We start from the raw sequence: 21,849 nt of genomic DNA, 5'->3' as shown, positions 1-21,849 counted from the left end.
TTGATGGGGCATGAATAATTTTCTATTACCCCAATTTTTGGGACAAATCGCTTAAAACACGGCTCCCGGTACAAAACATTGCGACTTTTAATTCATACTCAATTGTTTGCATGCATAGACTCACTTGCTCAGAAGACTCCAGAGCGGCTTCGAGTAAGGGACGTGCATAGCCAACGGTTGTTGCACCAAGCGCAAAAAGCTTGGCTGCGTTTAAACCATTTACGACGCCGCCTGAACCCCAAATTTCGAAAGAAGGATTTAACGCTGTGGCTTGTCTTACTGAGGTTACAGTATCAATTCCCCAGTTGCGAAAGGTAATTGCCGCCTGTTGACGAATTGGGTCATGGACTGCCCTATGTCCCTCAATTCGTCCCCAGTGTGTTCCTCCCAGGCCGCCGACGTCAATCGCGGCAATGCCGATTTCATTTAAACGCATCATCGTTCCATGAGAAAAACCACACCCTGTTTCTTTAACGATGATCGGTATGGGTAGTTTTTTTACCAAGTCTGCCAAAGCCTGCCAGCATCCCTTATAGGTTGTTGTGCCTTCAGGCTGCATGCATTCTTGTAAGGGATTACAATGGATAATTAATGCATCGGCGTGCAAGGCATCCGTCAAGCGTTGAATCTCACTCAATGATGTCGTGACTAATTGTGCTATTCCTAAATTGCTGTACAAGCTAACCTGAGGGAAGTTGCGACGTAAATCTTGCCACTCAAATGCTGCTTTAGGGTCAGTAAGTTCGCGTCTTTGAGAGCCTACCCCCATTGCCCAACCACGCAAGGCACACGCCTCAATGAGGTTTTGATTGATATGTTGCGCACGGCGATGGCCCGCAGTCATGGAGCTAATAAGAAAAGGTTTTTCAACTGTTTGGCCAAAGCGTGAGCCTTTGATACTGATTTCATCAAAATTTAAATCAGGTAAGGCATCATGAATCAGATTGATGCCATCAAATGTACTGAGCTCTGTAGTTTGATTTTCAGGCATTAAGGCCAATTTGATGTGATCTTGTTTGCGTTGTTCAAACTGCTCATAGTTATTCGTCATCGGTTTATATGCCTGTGTTACAATTGACTTAATGTGTGGTGCAATGAAATAGCAGCATTGGCTACGTCTACACCTTTATGCCCAGCTTTTCCACCTAATCTGTCCCATGCTTGTTCTTCATTATCCGTGGTCAGTACGCCAAAAAGGACGGGAATATTATATTCCAATGATACTTGTAAGCATCCTTGGCTTACCATATGACACACCAGATCATAATGACTGGTTTCGCCACGAATCACTGCACCTAGGGTAATAATTGATTGTACCGCTTTTTGCATGGCCAGACGTTTTGCAACTAATGGAATCTCTACCGCCCCAGGAACTTCAAATGACTTGATGTCGCTTTCATTAAAGCCACGTTTTAGGAGTTGAGATATTGCTCCTTCTTGCAAGGCTTTTGTAACGTCTTGATTGAAAACACTGGTAATGATCGCAATGGGAAAAGAACTTACAATGGATGTATCTTCTGCGATCTTTGTATTTTGCATAGTTTCTCTCTCTTATTTCTTACTGATAGAGGTAATTAGTGCAATTTACCTCTTTATGTTCCTATTTTCCACCTATTTTACTTTGTAAAGATTCAACATATGGGGAATAATTATACTGTTTTTGAATCTGAAATCATAATTTAACTCTGTCATACGGGTAGTGAGTCCGGCTAAAGTAGAGACCTGATTTTATTTGCTCCATTTTAGGATATGTAGTTTGTAATGTATCTCATGCAGTATAGGGTAATTGAAAAAATATTGTTGACTGTATCTAGTGCTAATAAGTTAATATGATTATTACTCTTCTATCCAGTTTAAAACTCTAATTCCAGATACTTAATTGGTGACGATTTGTTGTCAAATAAGTCGAAGCTCATGACAAGGCGTAAGGCGTAATAATTATGATTATTTCAATATTCAAGCTAATACTCAGAGCATGAGGGAATGCAGGATGAATGAGGATCTTTTTCGGTATAAAACGCGCTTTATAACGCTTGTTTTGCTTCTCGGTTATGCCTATATGCACGTTAAACTGACTGGAGTTTTTTATAAGGTAGAGTTAGATAAGGTAGTTAATTTTTTAGCTCCTATGCCTTTTGGCCAACGGTTACTTGTACCACTGTTGGTTAATTTTCTAGCCTATTTTCTTCCTGTTGAGCTGGAAAAATTATTTTTCTTAATTGAATGGATATTTATCAGTTTATTATATTTTGCCCTGCTGAAATTATTACAATATGAATTTAGCCTACGTCAATCTCAGTTGCTCAGCTGGTTATTTCTTCTTTTATTGCCTCTCACCACAGTGGTTAATTATCGATATACTACTGATGGTCCCGCCACATTTTTCTTTTATTATGATACACCTACTCTTTTTTTTCTCACTCTGGGTTTATATCTTTGTCTGCGTTCGAAGTGGTTATATTATATACCCTTAATATTTATCGCCACGATTAACCGCGAAAGCAGTCTTCTATTAGTACTAATTATTCCAGCCCTGCATTGGAAAAATCTGCATTTGGTTTATAAACAATTGATCTTTGCTTTTGTAGCCTACGTTCTTGCCCGTTGGCTTGTTTTGTCTTTTTTGCATGGTACTCCAGGAGTTCTATTAGAATGGTACTTTAGGTCGAGTCATTATACCCATTTTCAAGTAAACTTGTTTTGGTTATTAAACTTACAACATATTTTATTGTTTATGTTTTGTTTTGCAGGACTTCCTTTGTTTTGGTTTGCCTTCTATGACTATATACCTCTTCTATTCAGGCCCTTACGCTATGTTTTATTGTTTTATTTTATCGCGTTACTCATGATAGGTAATTTTCCTGAGATACGACTATTTGGCGAAATTGTGTTATTACTCTACCTACCGGTATGTATCGCTTTAAAACGTTGGCTGTGTAATTTGAACCCAATTATTCCTGAAATAAGTTGCGGAGCCTTCTATTATATAGATCGATATGCTGTCCTTATTTCTTTAATAGTGGTTTTGCTTTTTCGCCAGCCTCTAAATAAATGGGTTATTTGGTTATCTCATTTATAAAAAAGGAGCATCCAAGCAAGCAGATACATTACTGAAGCTAAAATCAGGGTGATGCTGTAGCCAAATATCATGGATGTTGCCATTGCAATAATGGACCCCAAAACAGAAAAGGCACAATTCAAAGCCCAGAACCAGGGAATGCTTTTTGTGTTTTGATAACGAGCTAGGCGCATCCCCGAAGGCAAGGCAATTCCCATGTATAGTCCTAAAGGAAAAAGAATGAGAACGAATAGTACTAACTTTAAATACCAGTTGTATCCAAAAGTAGCATACATTAACCAATGTAGATAAAAAGGCAAAGCTATAGCCAAGAATATAACCATAATTAAACCTCTTTTTAAAACTCGATCAGTTTGTTCGGGCTGAGGAGAATTAAATAAAATACTGCCCAGGCCGCCAAAAAATAGCAAACAAAACAAGCCTACGGCCAAACCATAGGTTGGTCCTCCTAAATACACTGATCCAATTTGGAGGATGGGCATTTCTATTAACATAAAGCCTAAACCTAATAATGAAAAATATATTCCCCATAAGAGAGGAGGCTTAGTTGTAGTCTTGGATAACAACAGCGGCAAAAAATAGAATAATAGGACTAATATGGTAGAGGTTATGAGTAAAATGAACACTATGCTTACGCCATAATAGTTAAATATTTGGCCTGTGATTTGTTTATCTAACAAGAGGTCTTTGACCTTGGAAAAATAGAACATCTGAAAGAAAAACGGCCTATCATCGGTAGTTGGTCTAATATCATAGTAATAGTTTTCTGTGAACTGATTAAGGTTTTTAGTGGTTAGCGCCGTTTGGAAGAGTGTTTCATTGTTATCTCCAGAGGGAAGATAAACAATATCAAATGCTAATTTATGGGCTGTTTCTTTAATCTCATTTATTTCTTGCAAAGAGAAAGGCTCTTTTTTAACTAATACTGTTGCTACATCGATATTATTGTTTCCTTTATTTTTAACGACGACTATATTTTTTTCTGGAGAGGTAATCCCGCTTTGTTCAAGAGCAACCCGAGCAAGTAAAACGATTTTGATTGTTTGATTGTCTGGCTTAAAATAGAAACGGGTAACACTTAATATGCCAGAAGGATTTAAAAATTTTAAATAGGTTTTAAATGCTTCAACCGTGTAAATGCTATTTTCTGCCATGGCAAAAGCACCTGCTACGGTTGCAGCCCAACTATCAATTAAAGGAATTTGGATAATATCATAGGTTTTTTTCTCAACCTCGAGATAACTGCGGCCTTCAGAAACCGCAACGTGAACTTTATCATTGTTATAAATATTTCCAGCATAGTTAGCATATTTATTTTTAATCAAATCAACCATTACTGGATGAATGTCAACTCCTGTTATCTGTTTACTATCAAAAGCTAATGCGGTTAATACATCGCGGCCACCACCCACACCCAGGATAAAGACATTGGCATTTTTTCTTAAATAATAAGGCAGGGAAGTAATATCATATTTTAAAAAATCAACTTCCTGGTAATTACCATTGAAAGGAACGATTGGTGTACACGCGCTCGCGTCTTGCTGAATCCACAATTGTTTAAATTCATGTTTTGGTTTATAAGTGCTGCTTAGACCCCAACCAAATGGGGATTCATCATGTGAACCTCTAAAGTATATTTCAGATGAGACAGTAATGCGAGACAGTGGGGACCACTTTTCATAAAGATTATTATACTGTAACTCTGAATAATTTTTAGTCTGAGTCACTTTAAAGAAAGAATTGCCGATGAGGACAAGCAAAAGGCTGGTAACCAGGAGTACTACGGAATAAATACGAATTTTTGGTAGTTCAAATAAAATAGCTGCGACAACAGAGGTTAAGCTAGCAATTAATAAAACTTGTGGCGCTGTGAAATAGCTAATCAATAACACACAAGCAATGCAACCAATCGCAGCTCCTTGTAAGTCGAAACTGTAAATTGTGTTTGCCTTATCAGGTAAATTTAAAAACAATAGGGAAAGGATCATGCTGCTGAAGACAAAAGGTGCTGTGCATAATAAATACACGCCTGTAAATTGCAAGATGCTTTGCCAATTGATTGCACTAGGTAAGTGGTAAACAATGACCGCATACAAACTTAAGATGATACTCAAAGCAAGAATAATGCTGAGGATGTATAAATTTTTTCTAATCGAGCATTTAAATTGCTCTTCCAAACGATAGACTAACATCCCTCCAAATCCCATACCAAACATCGCTAAAGAGATAACAAAATAAGAGTAGTGGTACCATAAGGTAACAGAAAATATTTTTGTTAATGTGATTTCCAGGACTAATATGGAGAAGCTGATTAAGAAAACACCAATTAAAGTAGGGTAATTAAGTTGTTTCATATATGAATTCTTTTTCTGTTATTCCCTATTTTTTTCGTATGGCTAATTGGTGTTTGCATCATAATTGATCTTGGAAAAAAATAAAAATGGGAGTGGCTGTAATTATTAAGTTAACATAATAAAGAATTAATCTGTAAATGAATCATAAATTTGTTAGGTATGTTGACATTTCTTTTTGGTGGCTTCACAGATATATGAAATGCCAACAAACCTAAGCTGTTAGCTAGTTCGCAGTATCATCTGAGTCAACAGTGGCTACATGAGGGTTTTGGCAAACGACCCCTAACTGAGCTTTTGTCCAAGAGTCAGGCTCACTACCTGTAGGCTTAGTCGTAAATGCGAAGTCACCTGGGTCGCCAATACTTCCCACAGTTAATTCTATATTTGAATTACTTTGCGGACTTATATCACCTACGCAACGAGACATTCCTTCCAAGAAGCTATTGGGTGCAAAGGCTTGCACTTTAAAGCTGGTGTCATTGGTGTTACTAGATGCTTCATTGACAGCAGCTGTGGTCTTCCCTGGGGCATGAGCAAAAAGACCAAGTTGCGTGCTTTTCGTGCAGTTCGGAACTTTTACTACCAATGTATCATTTTCCGGATATTTGCCATAAGATAGTAATGGTCCTCCCACCACTTCTTTAACATCAGGATTGGAAACATCTGTGATGATAATAATCCAATTTTTGAAATTAGCCCATTTCGCATTAAATTTTAAATTGAAAGTACAGCTATCTGCAAAAGCGCCTGAAGTAAACAGGAGGCAAGAAGCCAATAATATTTTTCTCATAAAGCACCTCATTACATTGACAGTCTAGTAACATACATTATGGATATGTAGAATAGTACCTCAATCAATCCAAGGTTCTATAACATACATTATGGCTTTTTAATTCTCATATTTCAAACCATTTATCAAGTGTCTCAGCCAAAAGTCGAGGTGTTCGACATGTAGCAAATCAAAAAAACAATATTCTCTATGGCTTTGATAGGCTTCAAAACATCAAAAATTTATAATGGCATCCCTAAATGAGCGATATCCTTTTGCATGCTTATAAAAAGTCACACCTTGTTTTCCTTGAGAATTAGTTCTTAGTATTTAGCTCAACCCAATCGGCATAAGTATCCATAAATTTTTGCAAGAACTTTTGTGTATCTTCTTTTTTGATGATTCCCTGTTCGTCAAACAAATCTGCTGCCATTCCTATATAGGTTTCTGGTTGTTGCAGGGTTGGAATATCCAGGAAAACAAATGATTGCCTTAAGTGATTGTTAGCTCCAAATCCTCCAATAGCTCCAGGAGAAACGCTTATCACTGCACCAGGCAGCTTACTCCAAATACTTTTACCATAAGGGCGAGAGCCTACATCAACCGCATTTTTAAGCACACCAGGAACTGAGCGATTGTATTCTGGAGTAACAAATAACACGCCTTGGTATGTTTTCATTTGTTCACGAAATTGAACCCAGGCGGCAGGTGGTCTATTTTCATCATCCAGATCTTGGTTGTATAGGGGCAAATCACCAATTTCAACAATTTGCAGATTTAACGATTTAGGGGCCAGGGAAATAAGTACTTTTGCCATTTTTCTGTTGTAAGATTCCTTACGTAGGCTTCCAACAATAACTGCGATTTTTTTACTCATGTTACCACTCCTTGTATTTTAGCCTCTTCATGGATTAGGCCTGTTTCTTTATCCAAAATGTCACCAAGTTTTTTTAAACAAGAAGACCTTCTGGAAATAACTTATTACATTCTTCATGAACATAATCTTGCTGATAATTGTGTCATCATACCTGACTAACTCGATTGAAATTCAATAATAACTCATTAAGGTGTGTCATTTTATTATTACTCATTTTATTAATTATTCCAGTCACTTCTGCAACATGATTTCGAAAAAAATTTCCATGCAGTCAGCGTAAAACCAAATGATGGTTTTGGGGTAATCAAGAAATACACCTTATGATTCAAGTTAAGGTATTAATTTTCGGCCAATAATTCCATTCATTTCGCTCATTAGTCAGTGTACACATAATCGGTCACACAATTTTTTACGGGCGTATATTATAACTAATGAAAAAACAGAGAGTTATTGATGATTATTGCGGGATGGATTTGGATAAGGATTTATTTTTATAGAATTACAAAGCAAAAAACTCCCTATCCGCTTAAATACTGTCATACTTAAGCAAATAAGGAATTTCAGTAAACTGAGTTAGACTACTTCAACTTCTTCAGCTTGAGGACCTTTTTGTCCGTTACTTGGCTTGAACATTACTGTTGCACCTTCAGCAAGAGTTTTAAACCCAGAGCCTAGAATTGCACTGAAATGCACAAAATAATCTTTACCGCCACTTTCTAAAAAACCGAAACCTTTGGACTCATTAAACCACTTTACTGTACCACGAATTTTATCTGACATGTTAATTTCCTAAATTGTTACCAGGACATTGTAGCATTATTTTATTAATTGTGCTGTTTTTTTATTAAATATTTTAAAATATTTTTATATTTAATATGAAAGCAACAAAATAATGCCTCTATATCATAGAGCATTTTGTCTAAAAATTCTAATATTTTGCAATCTTTTAGGCGTATTCGTACAAAAAGCAGGGAGGGTGGCGGCCTTAAGGAGGGAAAAAAGAAATGGCACGAATCAATGTTCAGGGATTTCGATCAACTCAAGACCATCTTCTTTCTTTAGAAAAATAAAAATGATCCCTGAAAAAAAAGTTAGAACTCCAAGCATTAGAAACGTATCATGGAATATTTGCAGGGATAAAACGTGATCTTGAGAATACATGTATGTGAAAAGACTCAGCAAGATCGCTGATACTGCAACACCAAAGCTTTGGGCCAGTTGTTGCGTTGTACTCATGATGCTGGTTGCTGCACTCATATTATTTTCTGTAATGTTTGCATAAGCCAAAGAATTCATGCCGGTATACTGAAGCGCAATTAGAAAGCCGTATGCAAAAGTCAAAAATGCAATGCCATATACGGACGAGTGCTGGTTAATGGAAAAAAAAGACCAGAGCGAAATACTTACTAGCATTGTATTTAAAATTAATAAATTTTTATAACCACACCAACGTAATATATAGACTGATAAAGGTTTAACTAAAAAAACACCTAAGGCAATAGGAGCGAGCAATAGACCAGATAAGCGCGGTGAATAACCCAGCCCGATTTGTAACATCAAGGGCAATAAAAAGGGGACTCCTCCAAAACCCAGACGGGCTAATAAATTACCCGCAATGGAGACACAAAATGTACGGGTGTGTAAAAGTTCCACTTTAACAATAGGGTGTTTTCTTTTATAAGAGTGCTTGATATAGCTGCCTAATAGAAGAAGGGCAATAAAAAAAACAGTGACGATTTGCAACATCGTAACATGTGATTCGCTGACCATAGATAAACTGAAAGTTAAGGTAGCTAATCCGCTGCCAAAAAGAATAAAGCCCAATTTATCGAGAGGGGGGACTGGGCGAGTAGGCATATAAGGCAATAGTTTGCTTGATAAAATTACCGCAATTATCCCAACAGGAATATTGACCCAAAAGATCCAACGCCAGGAGAAATGATCGGTAATAATTCCACCTAGTAACGGCCCTAGCATTAATCCCAATGACGCAACCATCACGACGATACTCATTTTTGCGATTAATTCATGTCGTTCACAAGTTCGTAAAATAATGAGGCGGCCAATAGGCATGGTGAGTGAGCCTCCCAAGCCCTGCATGATGCGCGCACAAATTAACTCTCCCAAGCTATTAGTGAATCCACACCAAACCGAACTTAAGGTAAAAACAGAGATCGCGGTAATAAAAACGATTTTCATGCCAAATTTATCGGCGATCCAACCGCTAATCGGAATAAAAATTGCCAAGCTCAAAAGATAGCTGATCAGTGCTAATTTCAAATCAACCGGATTAACGTTTAAACTCTGTGCCATAACAGGAATAGAGGTGTTAATAATGGTAGTATCCACTGCTTCCATAAACATGGCAAAAGAAACTATAAACAAAAGGATATTTTTTTTCATAGGAACAGTATAGCAACGGGGAAAAATTTCTGCATCGAGTTGTATTCCTAATGCAGCCTTGGTGCAAGCGCAGCGTAACCCGGGATTGAGAGGATCCTTCCTGTCCATACCCTGCTTCCTCTGCTGCTCCCATGCGACACTAGGCTAAAATCATGATTCGCTCAACAAACTTTTCAATCCTGCCAAATGTGATTTAGCCAATTTTTTTGATTGCTCTTCAGAGCGTTCGCTGTTTTTGCCAAACCATTCTAAATGTTCGGCAGGCAATTCATCCAAGAATCTGCTTGGCAAACAATCTTGCAACTCACCCGCGCGGCGCCTTTGTTTGGCTAAGGTAAAACATAATCCTTTTTGTGCCCGGGTAATTCCAACATAGGCCAAGCGTCTTTCTTCTTCAATTTGATCTTCGTCGATGCTCACCCGATGCGGCAATAATTCTTCTTCCATACCGACTAAATAAACGTAAGGAAACTCCAACCCCTTTGATGCGTGTAACGTCATCAGTTGTAACGTATCATGATCATGATCATCTGCTTGTTCAAGAATATCGATCAAAATTAATTTATTAATGACTTCTGCTAAGCTCTGCTCTGGATTTTTTGCTAATAAACGGCCAACCCATTCTAACAATTCCCAGACATTGTCCATCTTTTTTTGCGCTTTTGCAGGGGTGTCGCATTGTTCGTAAATGTAGGCTTCATAACCGCTATCTTCTACCATTTGCTTCAAATGCTCAATAATCGACCCAGTTGCTAATCGTTTTTTTATTTCTTCTATCCAGGATTTAAACGCAAGCAATGATGATCGGGGTTTTTCTGCAATACTTTCACTAAGTGCCAGGTGGTCTGCTGCGGTGTAAAGACTGACTCCTCTACTTTGAGCATAATGGCCCAATACATCAAGGCTGGCCTCGCCAATACCGCGTTTGGGAGTGTTAATCACTCTTAAAAAAGCAGCATCATCTGCTTCATTACACAGTAATTTCAGATAGGCAAAGACATCTTTAACCTCTGCTTTGGCAAACCACGATTGGCCGCCACTGATAGTATAAGGGATACTGTAATGACGGAGTACTTTTTCAAATACGCGGGATTGATGATTGCCGCGATATAAAATCGCGTAATCGCCATATTGAGTTCTGAAGCGCAGCTTATGACTGATTAAATCAGCAACTACTTGTTCTGCTTCATCATTTTCATCTTTACAGCGAATAACGCGTAAGAGTTCCCCCTGACCAAACTCACTCCATAATTTTTTTTCAAAAAGATGCTGATTGTTGGCAATAAGGTGATTGGCAGTATGCAAAATAATGTTGGTCGAGCGGTAATTTTGCTCTAACTTGATTATTTTTAATTGTGGGTAATCCTGTTGTAATTGTTGCAAATTTTCAGGTTTCGCACCTCGCCAGGCATAAATGGATTGGTCATCATCACCCACTACAGTAAAGCGTGCCTGTATTCCCGTTAATTTTTTTACGAAAAGGTATTGGCTGGTATTCGAGTCTTGGTATTCATCTACCAATAAATGACGGATTTTGTTTTGCCAATATTCTAATACAGCAGGGTGTTCATTTAAAAGACTGACCGGAAGACGGATTAAATCATCAAAATCGATCGCATTATATGCCTTAAGCGCTTGCTGATAACGTGGATACAACAAGGCCGCCTCTTCATAAGAAGGGGTGTCTAATTGATTTTTAGTGATGTCCTCAGGGGTAAGAAGATTATTTTTCCAGCGCGAAATTTGTTGTTGAATTTGGAAAATAAATTCACGCTCCGTTGCTTTATTTGCTGGTAAAAAACCTCGTAGGATCTGCAAACAATCCTCACTGTCAAAAATAGAAAAACCTTTTTTCAGATCGCACAAGGTAAAATCACGTTTGATAATGCTTAAGCCTAAGGTATGGAAGGTTGCTACTTTTAAACCGCGGCGACTGGCTGCCGGCAGAACGGCGGCAACGCGAGTACGCATTTCATTGGCTGCTTTATTAGTAAAAGTTACTGCACATATTGTATTGGCGGCATAGCCACATGTGTTAATTAAATAGCCTATTTTTTGCGTTATTACTCGTGTTTTACCGCTTCCAGCCCCAGCAAGAACTAATAAGGGTCCGTCTATATAACGTACTGCTGCCATTTGTTGGCTATTTAACATCTTAAAGATTTCTCACTCAAAAAAGAGCGATTATTGCCTGCTTAGGTATGGTGAATCAACTACTAATTAATAGAGCGTTCGACATCAAATTCTTCTTCGGTATCTATTTCTATAAACTCAGGTTTGGTTTCTGGTTCTTTTTGTTCTTCAATTCCAAAAATGACTTTGTCAATCGTTTTGAATAAAGGTGTAAGAATGTTTTTATCTATCATGATATAGTCCTTTAATTGATTTCGGAGGGGTGTTTTAAAAGCATAGTTCAAGATAATTTTTTCTCCAGGAAAATTACAAAAAAAATATGTTATACTTTGCGCTGCCACGAGATTTGCTTTAGGGTCTTTTGAAATTCTACTCGCTTTGCCAAAATGGTGTGATTTTTGTGTTCCGCAACTTACATACTTCATCTATGCAGCGTTTCGGTGCTCTAAAATCACATCATTTTGCCCCGGATAAAGTCCGGGGGAATTGGCAATAGACCCTGGTTCGTTGTAATTTATTTTGAGTCCATTATGAAAGAATCTGATACCCTTCAACGTTTTATTTTTGAACACGCCAACATTCGTGGTGAAATTGTTCATATTGAAAGTACTTACCAAACCATTATGAACCAGCGGAACTACCCACCAATGGTTAAAAATTTGTTGGGAGAAGCTATAGTTTCGTGTCTGCTTTTGGCATCCAGTATTAAATTTCAAGGCAGTTTAAACTTGCAATTTCAAGGTGATAAACGACTTCCCTTATTACTGGTGCAATGTGATCATGAGTTTAATGTAAGAGGTTTTGCCCAATTTATTGAAAATCTGGAAACTGAAGAATATGCCTCCGCTTTTCTTAAAGGTCAGATGGTTATTACTATTAATCAAAACAACCAAACCAACTCATATCAAAGTATGGTACCAATTCAATCAACATCCATGAGTGAGAACTTAATGGACTATTTTGCTCAATCCGAGCAAGTATCTACTCAAGTTTGGTTGGCTGTGAATGATAATGCTGCAGCTGGAATGCTGTTGCAGTTAATGCCTGGTCAAGATACGGTACAAAGAGAGCAGTTTTGGGAATATGCTGTGCAAATAGGACAAACGGTAAGTGGGCATGAATTACTTACTTTAGATAATGAAACATTACTTTACCGCCTTTATCACGAAACAGAACTCAGAATATTTGAGAGTCGAAAAACCCAATTTAGGTGCCGCTGCAGTTTAGAGAAAATGAAGCAGGTCTTAGCTGTTTTAGGTGAGGAAGATGCAAAAGAATTACTAAAGGAACAAGGTGAAGTGGCGATTCGATGTGATTTTTGCAATAAGAAATATACTTTTGACCCTATTGATGTAACGATGCTATTTCATAAGGGATGAGAACAGGACTCCCAGGATGCAGGCAAAAGCTACCACTAGATGCTCATTCCCCTCAGCATCCTGGCGCTCCAACGCTGCATCCAGGTTATAGCGAATTATTTATTGCAAAGTAAATTTTATAGAAGATAAGATGTCCTGGTTTGATTGAATGAGTTCTACGCACTCTCCACGCATTGCCTGTAATACATGTTTTAGTGTAATAAATTGTTCGCTGAGTTGAATGTACAGGTCAGCTGTATGCTTTCCTTCTAACTCTCCGATTGTTAAATAAGCTGCTTGTCCCATTTCAGAAAAATAATCAAGACTGACATGGCGTCTCTTGGCGATTCCTGGAAATAGTCCACAAAAGAGTAAGCTTTTATCCCCTACATCGCGTAATAATTCCATTTGTAATGTTCTTGGCCTATGCATTGATTCAAGGAAATCGAGTGCAACAACCGATTCAATGAGTCTCGGTCCTTGGGAAAAGCGCATTAATAAAAATACTAAATAACTTTCTGTATTTTCCGTTAACATCAACTGCGTTGCAGCTTGTGCTTCGTTAACTAATGCATGCCATTGGCTAATGTCAGTGGGATGTAAAATTAGTTGTTTCATAGTTACTCCCTATTCTTTACCCCTCACTCTTATTTTAGCAGCTAAAAAATAACTTGTAGCCAGTACCTTGCAGCATGGAGGTAATGCAGTATAGCCGGTAACTTCATGTTAGAAATTCAGTTCAGCCACATAGCGGGTCGATTGAATCCTGTGCACAAGCCCGAGTGATCCCATAAATTGCAGAATTTCAGTCGAGTGAAACGCCCTATATCCTTGCGAATGCAAGGAACCGTCCAGCAAAAAGCTCATATCTCAAATTAATCCACTAAGAATTGTTCTCTCAATTACGTTAATTTTCCATTATATTGGGAGGGATGGAATATCCTATTAAAGTTTGGGATGTACATGGCAAATGGATCTCTGCCTCCGCAGGGATGAATGAATATGGGGAGCATACTGCAAGTAGGTAAAAAGCTGTTAATGTTCAAAAACCAGATGCATTTTCCCTAGTAAGATTTTAGTTTGCTGCATTACCCTCAAGCTGTTCTTACTGTAATTGAAGTTTTGCTATACTTAAATACACGAAGCAGATAGGTTTTAGCTGTATATTGATGTATAATGTCAAATCTATGTACAAATACTCTGCTTTTTCCTTCAAAGGTTATTTATGATTGATCAGATTCGCAATATTGCCATTATCGCCCACGTTGACCATGGTAAAACCACATTAGTAGATAAATTACTGCAACAAACAGGCACATTAAATGAGAGAGCGCCTAAAGTTGAACGCGTGATGGATTCCAATGCTTTAGAAAAAGAACGGGGCATCACTATTCTCGCCAAAAACACCTGTGTGTATTGGAAAAATCATCAAATTAATATTGTTGATACCCCGGGACACGCTGATTTTGGGGGAGAAGTAGAGCGTATTTTATCGATGGTTGATAGTGTACTACTGCTGGTGGATGCAGTGGATGGACCTATGCCACAAACACGTTTTGTAACTCAAAAAGCATTTGCACGTGGCCTGCATCCTATTGTTGTGATTAATAAAATTGATCGACCAGGAGCAAGACCTCATTGGGTTATGGATCAGGTATTCGATCTCTTTGATAATTTAGGTGCAACAGATGCACAACTGGATTTTCCTGTTGTTTATACTTCTGCATTAAATGGTTATGCCAAGTTGAATCTGGAAGATGAAGCTACGGATATGAGTGCTTTATTACAAACAATTATTGATGAAGTCGAAGCGCCGAAAGTCGATGCAAATGGTCCTTTTCAAATGCAGATAAGTTCTTTGGATTACTCATCCTATGTTGGTACAATTGGAATTGGTCGAATCACTCGCGGACAAATTAAAGCAAAATCTGCTGTCAAGATTATTGATAAAGAGGGTAATATTCGCACAGGTCGATTATTGCAATTATTAGGTTTTAAAGGCCTTGAGCGCGTAGAGATTGAAGAGGCTAGCGCGGGTAATATTATTGCGATTACCGGAATTGAAGGCATCAAGATTTCTGACACGATTTGTGATCCAAATGTTGTAGAAGCATTACCAGTGCTTTCAGTGGATGAACCAACAATTAGTATGACCTTCCAAGTCAATGACTCACCTTTTGCAGGTCAGGAAGGAAAGTTCGTGACCTCGCGAAAAATTCGTGAGCGCCTGGAAACAGAATTATTACATAATGTTGCTTTACGCGTTGAGGATTGTGACGATCCTGATAAATTCCGAGTTTCTGGTCGTGGAGAGCTCCATTTATCCATTCTTATTGAGACGATGCGTCGTGAAGGTTATGAGTTAGCGATCAGTAAGCCTGAAGTGATTATTCGTGAAGTAGATGGTGAGCAACAAGAGCCTTATGAGCATTTGACTGTCGATGTGGAAGAAAATCATCAGGGCTCTATTATGGAAAAACTAGGTGAGCGTCGAGGTGAATTACAAAATATGGTTCCTGACGGCAAGGGAAGAGTACGTCTTGACTATATGATTCCTACCCGAGGCCTTATTGGTTTTCATAATGAGTTTCTGTCCTCTACCTCAGGTACAGGTTTAATGTATCACGTTTATGATCATTATGGTCCGGCAATTAAAGGACGAATAGGGAAGCGGGCAAATGGCGTACTGATTGCTAACTGTCAAGGAATGGCTCGTGCTTTTGCCTTATTCAACTTGCAGGATCGTGGTAGGTTATTTGTTGAACCGCAAAAAGTTTGTTATGAAGGGATGATTGTTGGAATTCATGCCCGTGATAATGATTTAGTTGTGAATGTGACTAAAGAAAAGCAATTAACTAATATCCGTGCTTCAGGTTCTGACGAAAACATTATATTAACTCCTGCCGTAAAACTAACTTTGGAACAGGCGTTGGAATTTATTGATGATGATGAGTTGGTTGAAGTGACTCCTGATTCGATTCGATTAAGAAAAAAATCATTGAAAGAACATGAACGAAAAAAAGCATCAAGAACAGCAAACATTGAAGAGTAAAGTTAAATTCAAACGCATCATCTTGTATGCGCGCCAGCATAGGGCGAATCAAGGGGTAAATGAAAGTTTATCCCGTTTGATCGATTTTCTTAAAAAACAAGAGGTACAGATCTATCAGGATGTAGATACGTCTACAGGATTTGATGTAAAAATTCCCATATTAACCAGAGAAGATATGGGAAAAAAAAATGACTTGATCATTGTGGTTGGCGGTGATGGGAGTCTGCTCTCGGCGGCGCGTATGGCGATTAAAGTGGATACCCCGGTAATTGGAATTAACCGTGGACGTTTGGGATTTCTCACCGATATTTTACCTCATGAACTGGAAACGCAATTAAGTGCTGTACTATCTGGCTATTATGAAGAAGAAAAGCGCTTTCTTTTACATACTCGCATTTACGATGAAGATTATACTTATTTTGAGGGTGATGCACTCAATGATGTGGTGTTAGGACGAGGGAAGGAAACGCATCTCATTGAATTCTCAGTCTACGTTAATCGACAATTAGTGAGTCATTATCGCTCTGATGGTATGATTTTATCGACCCCTACCGGATCTACTGCATATGCTTTATCTGCGGGTGGTCCCATTATGCATCCTCAGTTAAATGCAATCGTCCTAGTGCCCATGTTTTCCCATAGCTTAAGCTCACGTCCGTTGGTTATTGATGGAGAGGCTAAAATTGAGTTGCATATCAGTCAATTTAATGAATCGGATTTGCGAGTAAGCTGTGATGGTCATGAATCCAGAATGGTCAAGCCGGGACAAAAAGTTACTGTTCAAAAAAATGGTCATCAATTACGTCTGTTACATCCTCTTGATTATCATTATTATGATACATTACGATCAAAACTTGGTTGGGAATCCAAACATCAAGGATAGGATAGAACATGCTCACAACTTTGTGCATTGAACAGTTTGCGATTGTGCAACACCTGGAGTTGGATTTTACTCAAGGTATGACAGCCTTCACTGGTGAAACGGGAGCGGGTAAATCGATTATGATTGATGCCTTGATGCTGGCTTTAGGTGAGAGAGCAGATGGTTCGGTTATTCGGCCCGGCCAAGAAAAATGCGACATCACCGCCGGATTTTTTGTCAGTCAAGGATCTGAGCCGGCGCTATGGCTAGCAGAACATGATATCCCTTGTGATGATGGCGAGATTTATTTGCGGCGAGTGATTTACGCAGAAGGCCGCTCCAAATCATATATTAATGGGCAGCCATTCCCGTTGCAAAAAATAAAAGAATTAAGCGAAAAACTAGTCCATATTCACGGGCAGCATCAACATCAAACTCTTATGCAGCATGCAACGCATCGTCAACAATTGGATCAATATGGCAAAAATCATGCGTTACTTGATGAGGTCGCCCGAGCCTATAAACAATGTCAGAAAATTCAGCAGGAAATTGATGTATTACAGAGCCAGGAACAACAAGAAGACAGAATCGCATTACTGCAATTTCAAATTGAAGAATTATCTGCGTTAAATCTGCATGAAGATGAAATTGAAACTTTGTATCAAGAACACCAAATGCTGCACCATGCAAGAGAGTATTTGCAAAAAAGCCAACAAATAAATCGCTTATTAAATTGTGAGGATGAACCCAATATTTGTTCCAGCTTAAATCAAATTTCGCATTTACTAGGTCAATTACCGCAAGAACAATCCCAAATTAAAAATGCTTTTGAATTGATCAATGGTGCGCTGATTCAATGTGAAGAAGCAGTTGATGAAATGCAGCAATTTGCAGAGCGTGTTCATCTTGACCCAGAGCGTTTGCATGAAATAGAAGCGCGTATGAGCGCGATACATCAACTTGCTCGAAAATATCATATTGATAGCAGCAAACTCCATGAGCATGCACAAAACTTGCAAAAAGAGCGAGACGCACTGCAAGATAGTGAAAGCAGGTTGGCTCAATTAAAAGTACAGCAGGGGCAATTGATTGCAAGCTATGAAACAGCAGCTCTTAAACTACGAGAGATACGCAAAATACAGGCAAAAAAATTGGCAAAGGAAATTACCGCTAGTATTCAACAACTTGGTATGCCTAAAGGATGGGTGGAAATTGAACTATCTCCTCTAGAAAAGATGCAGATTCATGGGATGGATAAAGTAGAATATAAGGTGTGCACTAACCCTGGTATGGAGCTTGATTTATTAAGTAAAGTGGCATCAGGAGGTGAACTTTCGCGAATTAGCTTGTCCATTCAAATGATTACTGCCCAACAAGGTACGACACCTACTCTCTTGTTTGATGAAGTGGATGTAGGTATTGGCGGGGCTACAGCAGCCCTCGTAGGACAAATGCTTCGTAAATTGGGGGAGCGTTTGCAAGTATTTTGCGTCACACACCAACCTCAGGTCGCTGCTGCTGCCAATAACCATTTTATGGTAGAAAAGCGGAGCAACAACCAAGAGACATTTACCCATATCTCCTTACTGCAATCTACTGAAAAAATAGATGAAATAGCGCGCATGCTTGGCGGATTAAAAATAACAGAACAAACGCGATCCCATGCTAAGGAGTTGTTGCTGCAAAGTAATTAGATACATCCATCTATTTTTTTAAAAATTGTAGCAAGGGTTAAGGCTTGTAGAGCCGAACCCGGGGTTCTATTTTGTTTTACCTGGGCGACAAATTTCATTAGACCTTTATTACGATTTTAATGCATCACTAAGTGAAATAAAGTGATAGCCATGTTCTACAAACATGCTCAGCAAATCATCTAAAAAGTAAACATTCAGCAAATTGACATGCAAAAGCAAGATTTGTTTTCCAGGGGTGTTTTTTTCAGCAGTTAATGTGCGTTGCCAAACATATTCAAGATAACGCTTTTTTAAATCAGTTATTGGTGCACTTGGATTCTGTCCAAGTTGCTTTATTAATTCTATATTAAATTCAAAATCCCTACTATCAATGGTGACTGGAGCGACAATATAGTTATTATTATGTAAATAATGGTGAACAATGCTTTTTCGCCATAAAGTTCCTTCAGCCAGATAAGGGTAACGAAAATATTTTGGCTGTGACATAAACGGCGCAAGAATTGTATCCGCTTTAATAATATCATTAATGTATTCTTTACAAGAAACACGTTTTAAATTCACATGGGAATAAGTATGGTTTCCTAACTCCAATTCGTGTTGCTTAAATAACAGAAGTTGCTTTAAGGTTTCATTATTGACTCGGCCGCCAATAACAAAACCCATTGCAGGAACTTGATGTTTCACGAAGCTATGAACGATATTTTCAAACATTTCATAGGGAAGCTCAACAAGAGGTAAGTCATCAATCGTAATCGCAACTTCTCGTTGTTGCGCACTGCAGATATTAATAAAGAGAAAAAATAAAGCTACAGCATGGATCAGAATTTTTTTCAATTATCCCCCCAGAATATATATCGGTTTAATATCTCTATAATCATATTGCAACGGTTTATAAAAAAATTTTAGGTGCTAATAATCTGGTAGCACAATGAGCTCTTATAGTTAAAACATCTATAGAGAAAATTTTATCAAGTTTACCTGCAAAAATGTTTTGTTCAAAATATAGAGTCATTATCGACTCGAATCATAAAATGAAAATTTATGGGTACAAGCGAATTATTGAAATTAATTGGTATTATATCTGGCCTAGTGCTTGAAAGTTTATCTTTATGTCTTATGGCATGTGAAAGGCTCTTTAAGCCACATGCCTTCAGGTTTCTATGTTACATTGAAGGATGGAATTTTTTAAGAAATGCCCATCCCCATTCTTGGTAAATAGGGATGGTGGGGTGCGCGCCGTTTATCTGTGAAGTGCATATTAAATTAAATTAACGCGTTCAGGCAATGCCCCAATAAACTCTTTAGTGGTAGTTGGTTCATCATCCTGCATGGCAAATAAACGATGTCGATTATAGACAGAATTATTTTTTGCTTCTGTAAGTACCTTATTCAAAGAGTCATTAGAAGTTGTTTCTCTAACTTTAGTTTTTAATTGTTGCAGTTCGTCTTTTTTAGCATCTGCGATTTCTTCACCAAACCAGACCGTATCAAGGTGCTTTCTTTCATACTTTTCAAGTAGAGATACTGTATGCTCGACGTTCCATTCTTTTGAGGGACGCTTTGCGTCTTTAGCTAACGTTACATCTTCTTCATCGGGTATACTCAGCTGTTTATTCCATGCTTGTTTGAAAGTCAGTCTTCTGGTTGCAACAGTGGTTTCATCAATGGGGGCTGAATTCTTTTTACTGGCCAAGCAATCCCAAGCAGCTGCAAGAAAATATAAAGGCGAAGCGATTATTTTAAGGAGCTTGGATGGAATATCTTCACTATGCTCTGCTTCAGAACTCAAGCGTTCTTCCAATAATGTTTTTGGTGCAGAATCTGAGCCAATGAAATAGTGCGCATCTTCGAATCCCTCGCTGATGATTGCCACAAGAGCAGCTACTATTTGGGGCACCCCAGGCATGCGATCTGAAGTCAGGGCAACGCTTACTAAGTGACCCAAAAAAAGCAAAAGACGTAATGGGGTAATCGTTAGTTTTAACAGGATACGGAATGGGTTAACCATCTGTAACCAATTTTCAGTATCCCATACATGGGTGAACCCATCGGCAATAGCTTTGTAGGCGCGTTGAAATATGTTGGTGGTATTGGTTTTGGGATCTGTAGCCTCATAGATCATTTCCAGAGACTCAGAAGAGTTTTCTATATTAAACGATATCGCGGATAATCCAGTGATGATGGGATTGATGATCCCCATCACAAAACTGGGTATTTTTTTCATCCATTCAAATAAAGGACGAGCACTGGTTGCCACAGTCCACCAAGTACCTGCAGTACACACAGTAAGCGCAAGGGCTAAACCCACTAAAAATAAAGCAGTAAATGTCATCAAGACATTACGGGCTGTTATGCCTTGGCTTAAGTCATTTTTGAGTTTGGTGTACCATTTTTTGATGGTGTCATTGTTAATGAGATCGGTGATTGTATTGTAGGTCAACATGCCATAAGCAGCTCCAGCAACTGCTGCCATGGGAAGAATGAGGATTGGCCAAAAAGCAAAGGGAATGGCGGCCATTAAAGGAATTACGCTAAATGCTTCCACAATGAGGTAGGTACTACCAAGCCCCATGAACATTCCAGCAATCAGGCTGAACCCTTTAACAAAACTAAAAGTTGATTGCCGTTTTTCTAAGCGTTCTTGCCACTCTGTTTGCCCATGAGCATTCAACCAGTCCCTTAATGATTTTGTATATTGGGATAGTTTTTTTTCTTCTTCTTCATCCTTGTGCTTTTTTTGGGTTGCAAATAATTGCAAAGCAAACCATTTTTCCATGTCCGTCAGCGTTTTTTCTATTTGCTTTTTGCGCTTCCTACTTTCTTTATTAAGTTGCTTATGATTAAAGTCCTTCAGGAGATTAAGTTGTGCTTCATAATCTTTGAAAAATTGAGGGCACTCATCAGAATCAGTATTTTGAGGAAAATTCTCCAACAAATATTCTTTAGCCAGATAATTTTCCAGGAAATTACTTTTAAAGAGCTTCTTAAAAGCCCCTTTAATATTTTGTAAATAAACTTCGCCCTCATAGGCTACGGAGAGGCCAAAAGCAGCAAATGCTAAAGGTAAGATAGGATACAATGCATACATACCACCAAAACTTAAAAAGCCAAGAATTAAACTAGCGCCGATAGTAAGTGACGCCAGAGCAACATAACGCGGAATTTTTTTGAATCTTTTTCTATTTGCTGCCATTTATTTGCTCAACTAATGGATTGGGGTTCAAACTGTAGCGCAAATGAAAATGATTATCAATAGCAAATAGAGCAA

17 protein-coding genes are annotated in these 21,849 nt (G+C 38.3%); 5 read left to right on the top strand and 12 right to left on the bottom strand.

Annotation, left to right across the window (positions count from 1 at the left end; genetic code table 11):
- Positions 1-25 precede the first annotated feature (25 nt).
- Both fni and ribH read right to left on the bottom strand, forming a co-directional pair.
- On the bottom strand, positions 26-1,051 hold the full coding sequence (gene fni / locus Lpar_RS03080) for a type 2 isopentenyl-diphosphate Delta-isomerase (protein ID WP_058516534.1): 1,026 nt from the start codon (positions 1,049-1,051) through the stop codon (positions 26-28).
- Positions 1,052-1,068: 17 nt separating this feature from the next.
- The gene (gene ribH, locus Lpar_RS03075) at positions 1,069-1,539 is read right to left on the bottom strand and encodes a 6,7-dimethyl-8-ribityllumazine synthase (protein WP_058516533.1); all 471 of its coding nucleotides are present in this window, start codon (positions 1,537-1,539) and stop codon (positions 1,069-1,071) included.
- Positions 1,540-1,990: 451 nt separating this feature from the next.
- On the opposite strand from ribH, the gene Lpar_RS03070 reads away from it, so the two are divergent.
- Positions 1,991-3,079, top strand: coding sequence for a hypothetical protein (locus tag Lpar_RS03070; protein ID WP_058516532.1), 1,089 nt, complete (start codon positions 1,991-1,993; stop codon positions 3,077-3,079).
- Here the strand turns inward: Lpar_RS03070 and Lpar_RS03065 are convergent.
- The 7 genes from Lpar_RS03065 to Lpar_RS03035 form a co-directional block, all read right to left on the bottom strand.
- The gene (locus Lpar_RS03065; RefSeq protein WP_058516531.1) at positions 3,070-5,433 is read right to left on the bottom strand and encodes a spermine/spermidine synthase domain-containing protein; all 2,364 of its coding nucleotides are present in this window, start codon (positions 5,431-5,433) and stop codon (positions 3,070-3,072) included. The genes Lpar_RS03070 and Lpar_RS03065 overlap by 10 nt on opposite strands.
- A 223-nt stretch (positions 5,434-5,656) precedes the next feature.
- On the bottom strand, positions 5,657-6,223 hold the full coding sequence (locus tag Lpar_RS03060) for a hypothetical protein (protein WP_058516530.1): 567 nt from the start codon (positions 6,221-6,223) through the stop codon (positions 5,657-5,659).
- A 295-nt stretch (positions 6,224-6,518) separates the two neighbouring features.
- Positions 6,519-7,079: an NADPH-dependent FMN reductase gene (locus Lpar_RS03055; RefSeq protein WP_058516529.1), complete on the bottom strand. Its 561-nt coding sequence runs from the start codon at positions 7,077-7,079 to the stop codon at positions 6,519-6,521.
- Between the two features lie 573 nt (positions 7,080-7,652).
- Complete coding sequence (locus Lpar_RS03050) at positions 7,653-7,859, bottom strand: cold-shock protein (RefSeq protein ID WP_058516528.1); 207 nt, start codon at positions 7,857-7,859, stop codon at positions 7,653-7,655.
- Between the two features lie 234 nt (positions 7,860-8,093).
- Positions 8,094-9,482 (bottom strand): DHA2 family efflux MFS transporter permease subunit, encoded by a 1,389-nt coding sequence (locus tag Lpar_RS03045; RefSeq protein WP_058517055.1) that lies wholly within the window; start codon positions 9,480-9,482, stop codon positions 8,094-8,096.
- Positions 9,483-9,632: 150 nt separating this feature from the next.
- The gene (locus tag Lpar_RS03040; RefSeq protein ID WP_058516527.1) at positions 9,633-11,636 is read right to left on the bottom strand and encodes a UvrD-helicase domain-containing protein; all 2,004 of its coding nucleotides are present in this window, start codon (positions 11,634-11,636) and stop codon (positions 9,633-9,635) included.
- A 62-nt stretch (positions 11,637-11,698) separates the two neighbouring features.
- Positions 11,699-12,040 carry a hypothetical protein gene (locus Lpar_RS03035; RefSeq protein WP_058516526.1) on the bottom strand — a complete coding sequence of 114 codons (342 nt, stop codon included), beginning with the start codon at positions 12,038-12,040 and terminating at the stop codon, positions 11,699-11,701.
- A gap of 105 nt (positions 12,041-12,145) precedes the next feature.
- On the opposite strand from Lpar_RS03035, the gene hslO reads away from it, so the two are divergent.
- Entirely contained in the window at positions 12,146-12,994 is an 849-nt protein-coding gene (gene hslO, locus Lpar_RS03030; RefSeq protein WP_058516525.1) for an Hsp33 family molecular chaperone HslO, read from the top strand.
- 99 nt (positions 12,995-13,093) lie between these two features.
- Here the strand turns inward: hslO and Lpar_RS03025 are convergent, their stop codons facing one another.
- Positions 13,094-13,591 carry a hypothetical protein gene (locus Lpar_RS03025; protein ID WP_058516524.1) on the bottom strand — a complete coding sequence of 166 codons (498 nt, stop codon included), beginning with the start codon at positions 13,589-13,591 and terminating at the stop codon, positions 13,094-13,096.
- Between the two features lie 607 nt (positions 13,592-14,198).
- On the opposite strand from Lpar_RS03025, the gene typA reads away from it, so the two are divergent.
- From typA to recN, 3 genes are read left to right on the top strand one after another with little or no spacing between them, the layout of a single operon-like run.
- A complete protein-coding gene (typA, locus tag Lpar_RS03020) occupies positions 14,199-16,025 on the top strand; it encodes a translational GTPase TypA (RefSeq protein ID WP_058516523.1) in 1,827 nt (608 codons plus the stop codon).
- Positions 15,982-16,908, top strand: a complete 927-nt coding sequence (locus tag Lpar_RS03015; RefSeq protein ID WP_058516522.1) for an NAD(+) kinase — start codon at positions 15,982-15,984, stop codon at positions 16,906-16,908. The genes typA and Lpar_RS03015 overlap by 44 nt, the downstream gene beginning before the upstream one ends.
- 8 nt (positions 16,909-16,916) lie before the next feature.
- A complete protein-coding gene (gene recN / locus Lpar_RS03010; protein ID WP_058516521.1) occupies positions 16,917-18,581 on the top strand; it encodes a DNA repair protein RecN in 1,665 nt (554 codons plus the stop codon).
- 108 nt (positions 18,582-18,689) lie between these two features.
- Here recN and Lpar_RS03005 read toward each other — a convergent pair whose 3' ends face one another.
- Positions 18,690-19,415, bottom strand: a complete 726-nt coding sequence (locus tag Lpar_RS03005) for a polysaccharide deacetylase family protein (protein ID WP_058516520.1) — start codon at positions 19,413-19,415, stop codon at positions 18,690-18,692.
- 424 nt (positions 19,416-19,839) lie between these two features.
- A complete protein-coding gene (locus Lpar_RS03000) occupies positions 19,840-21,774 on the bottom strand; it encodes a UbiA prenyltransferase family protein (protein ID WP_058516519.1) in 1,935 nt (644 codons plus the stop codon).
- Positions 21,775-21,849: the final 75 nt, after the last annotated feature.

Source organism: Legionella parisiensis (assembly GCF_001467945.1).
GTDB classification, from domain to species: Bacteria; Pseudomonadota; Gammaproteobacteria; order Legionellales; family Legionellaceae; genus Legionella; species Legionella parisiensis.
Note: the sequence above shows the minus strand (reverse complement) of the source record. Positions and strands in the feature narration are given on the sequence as shown.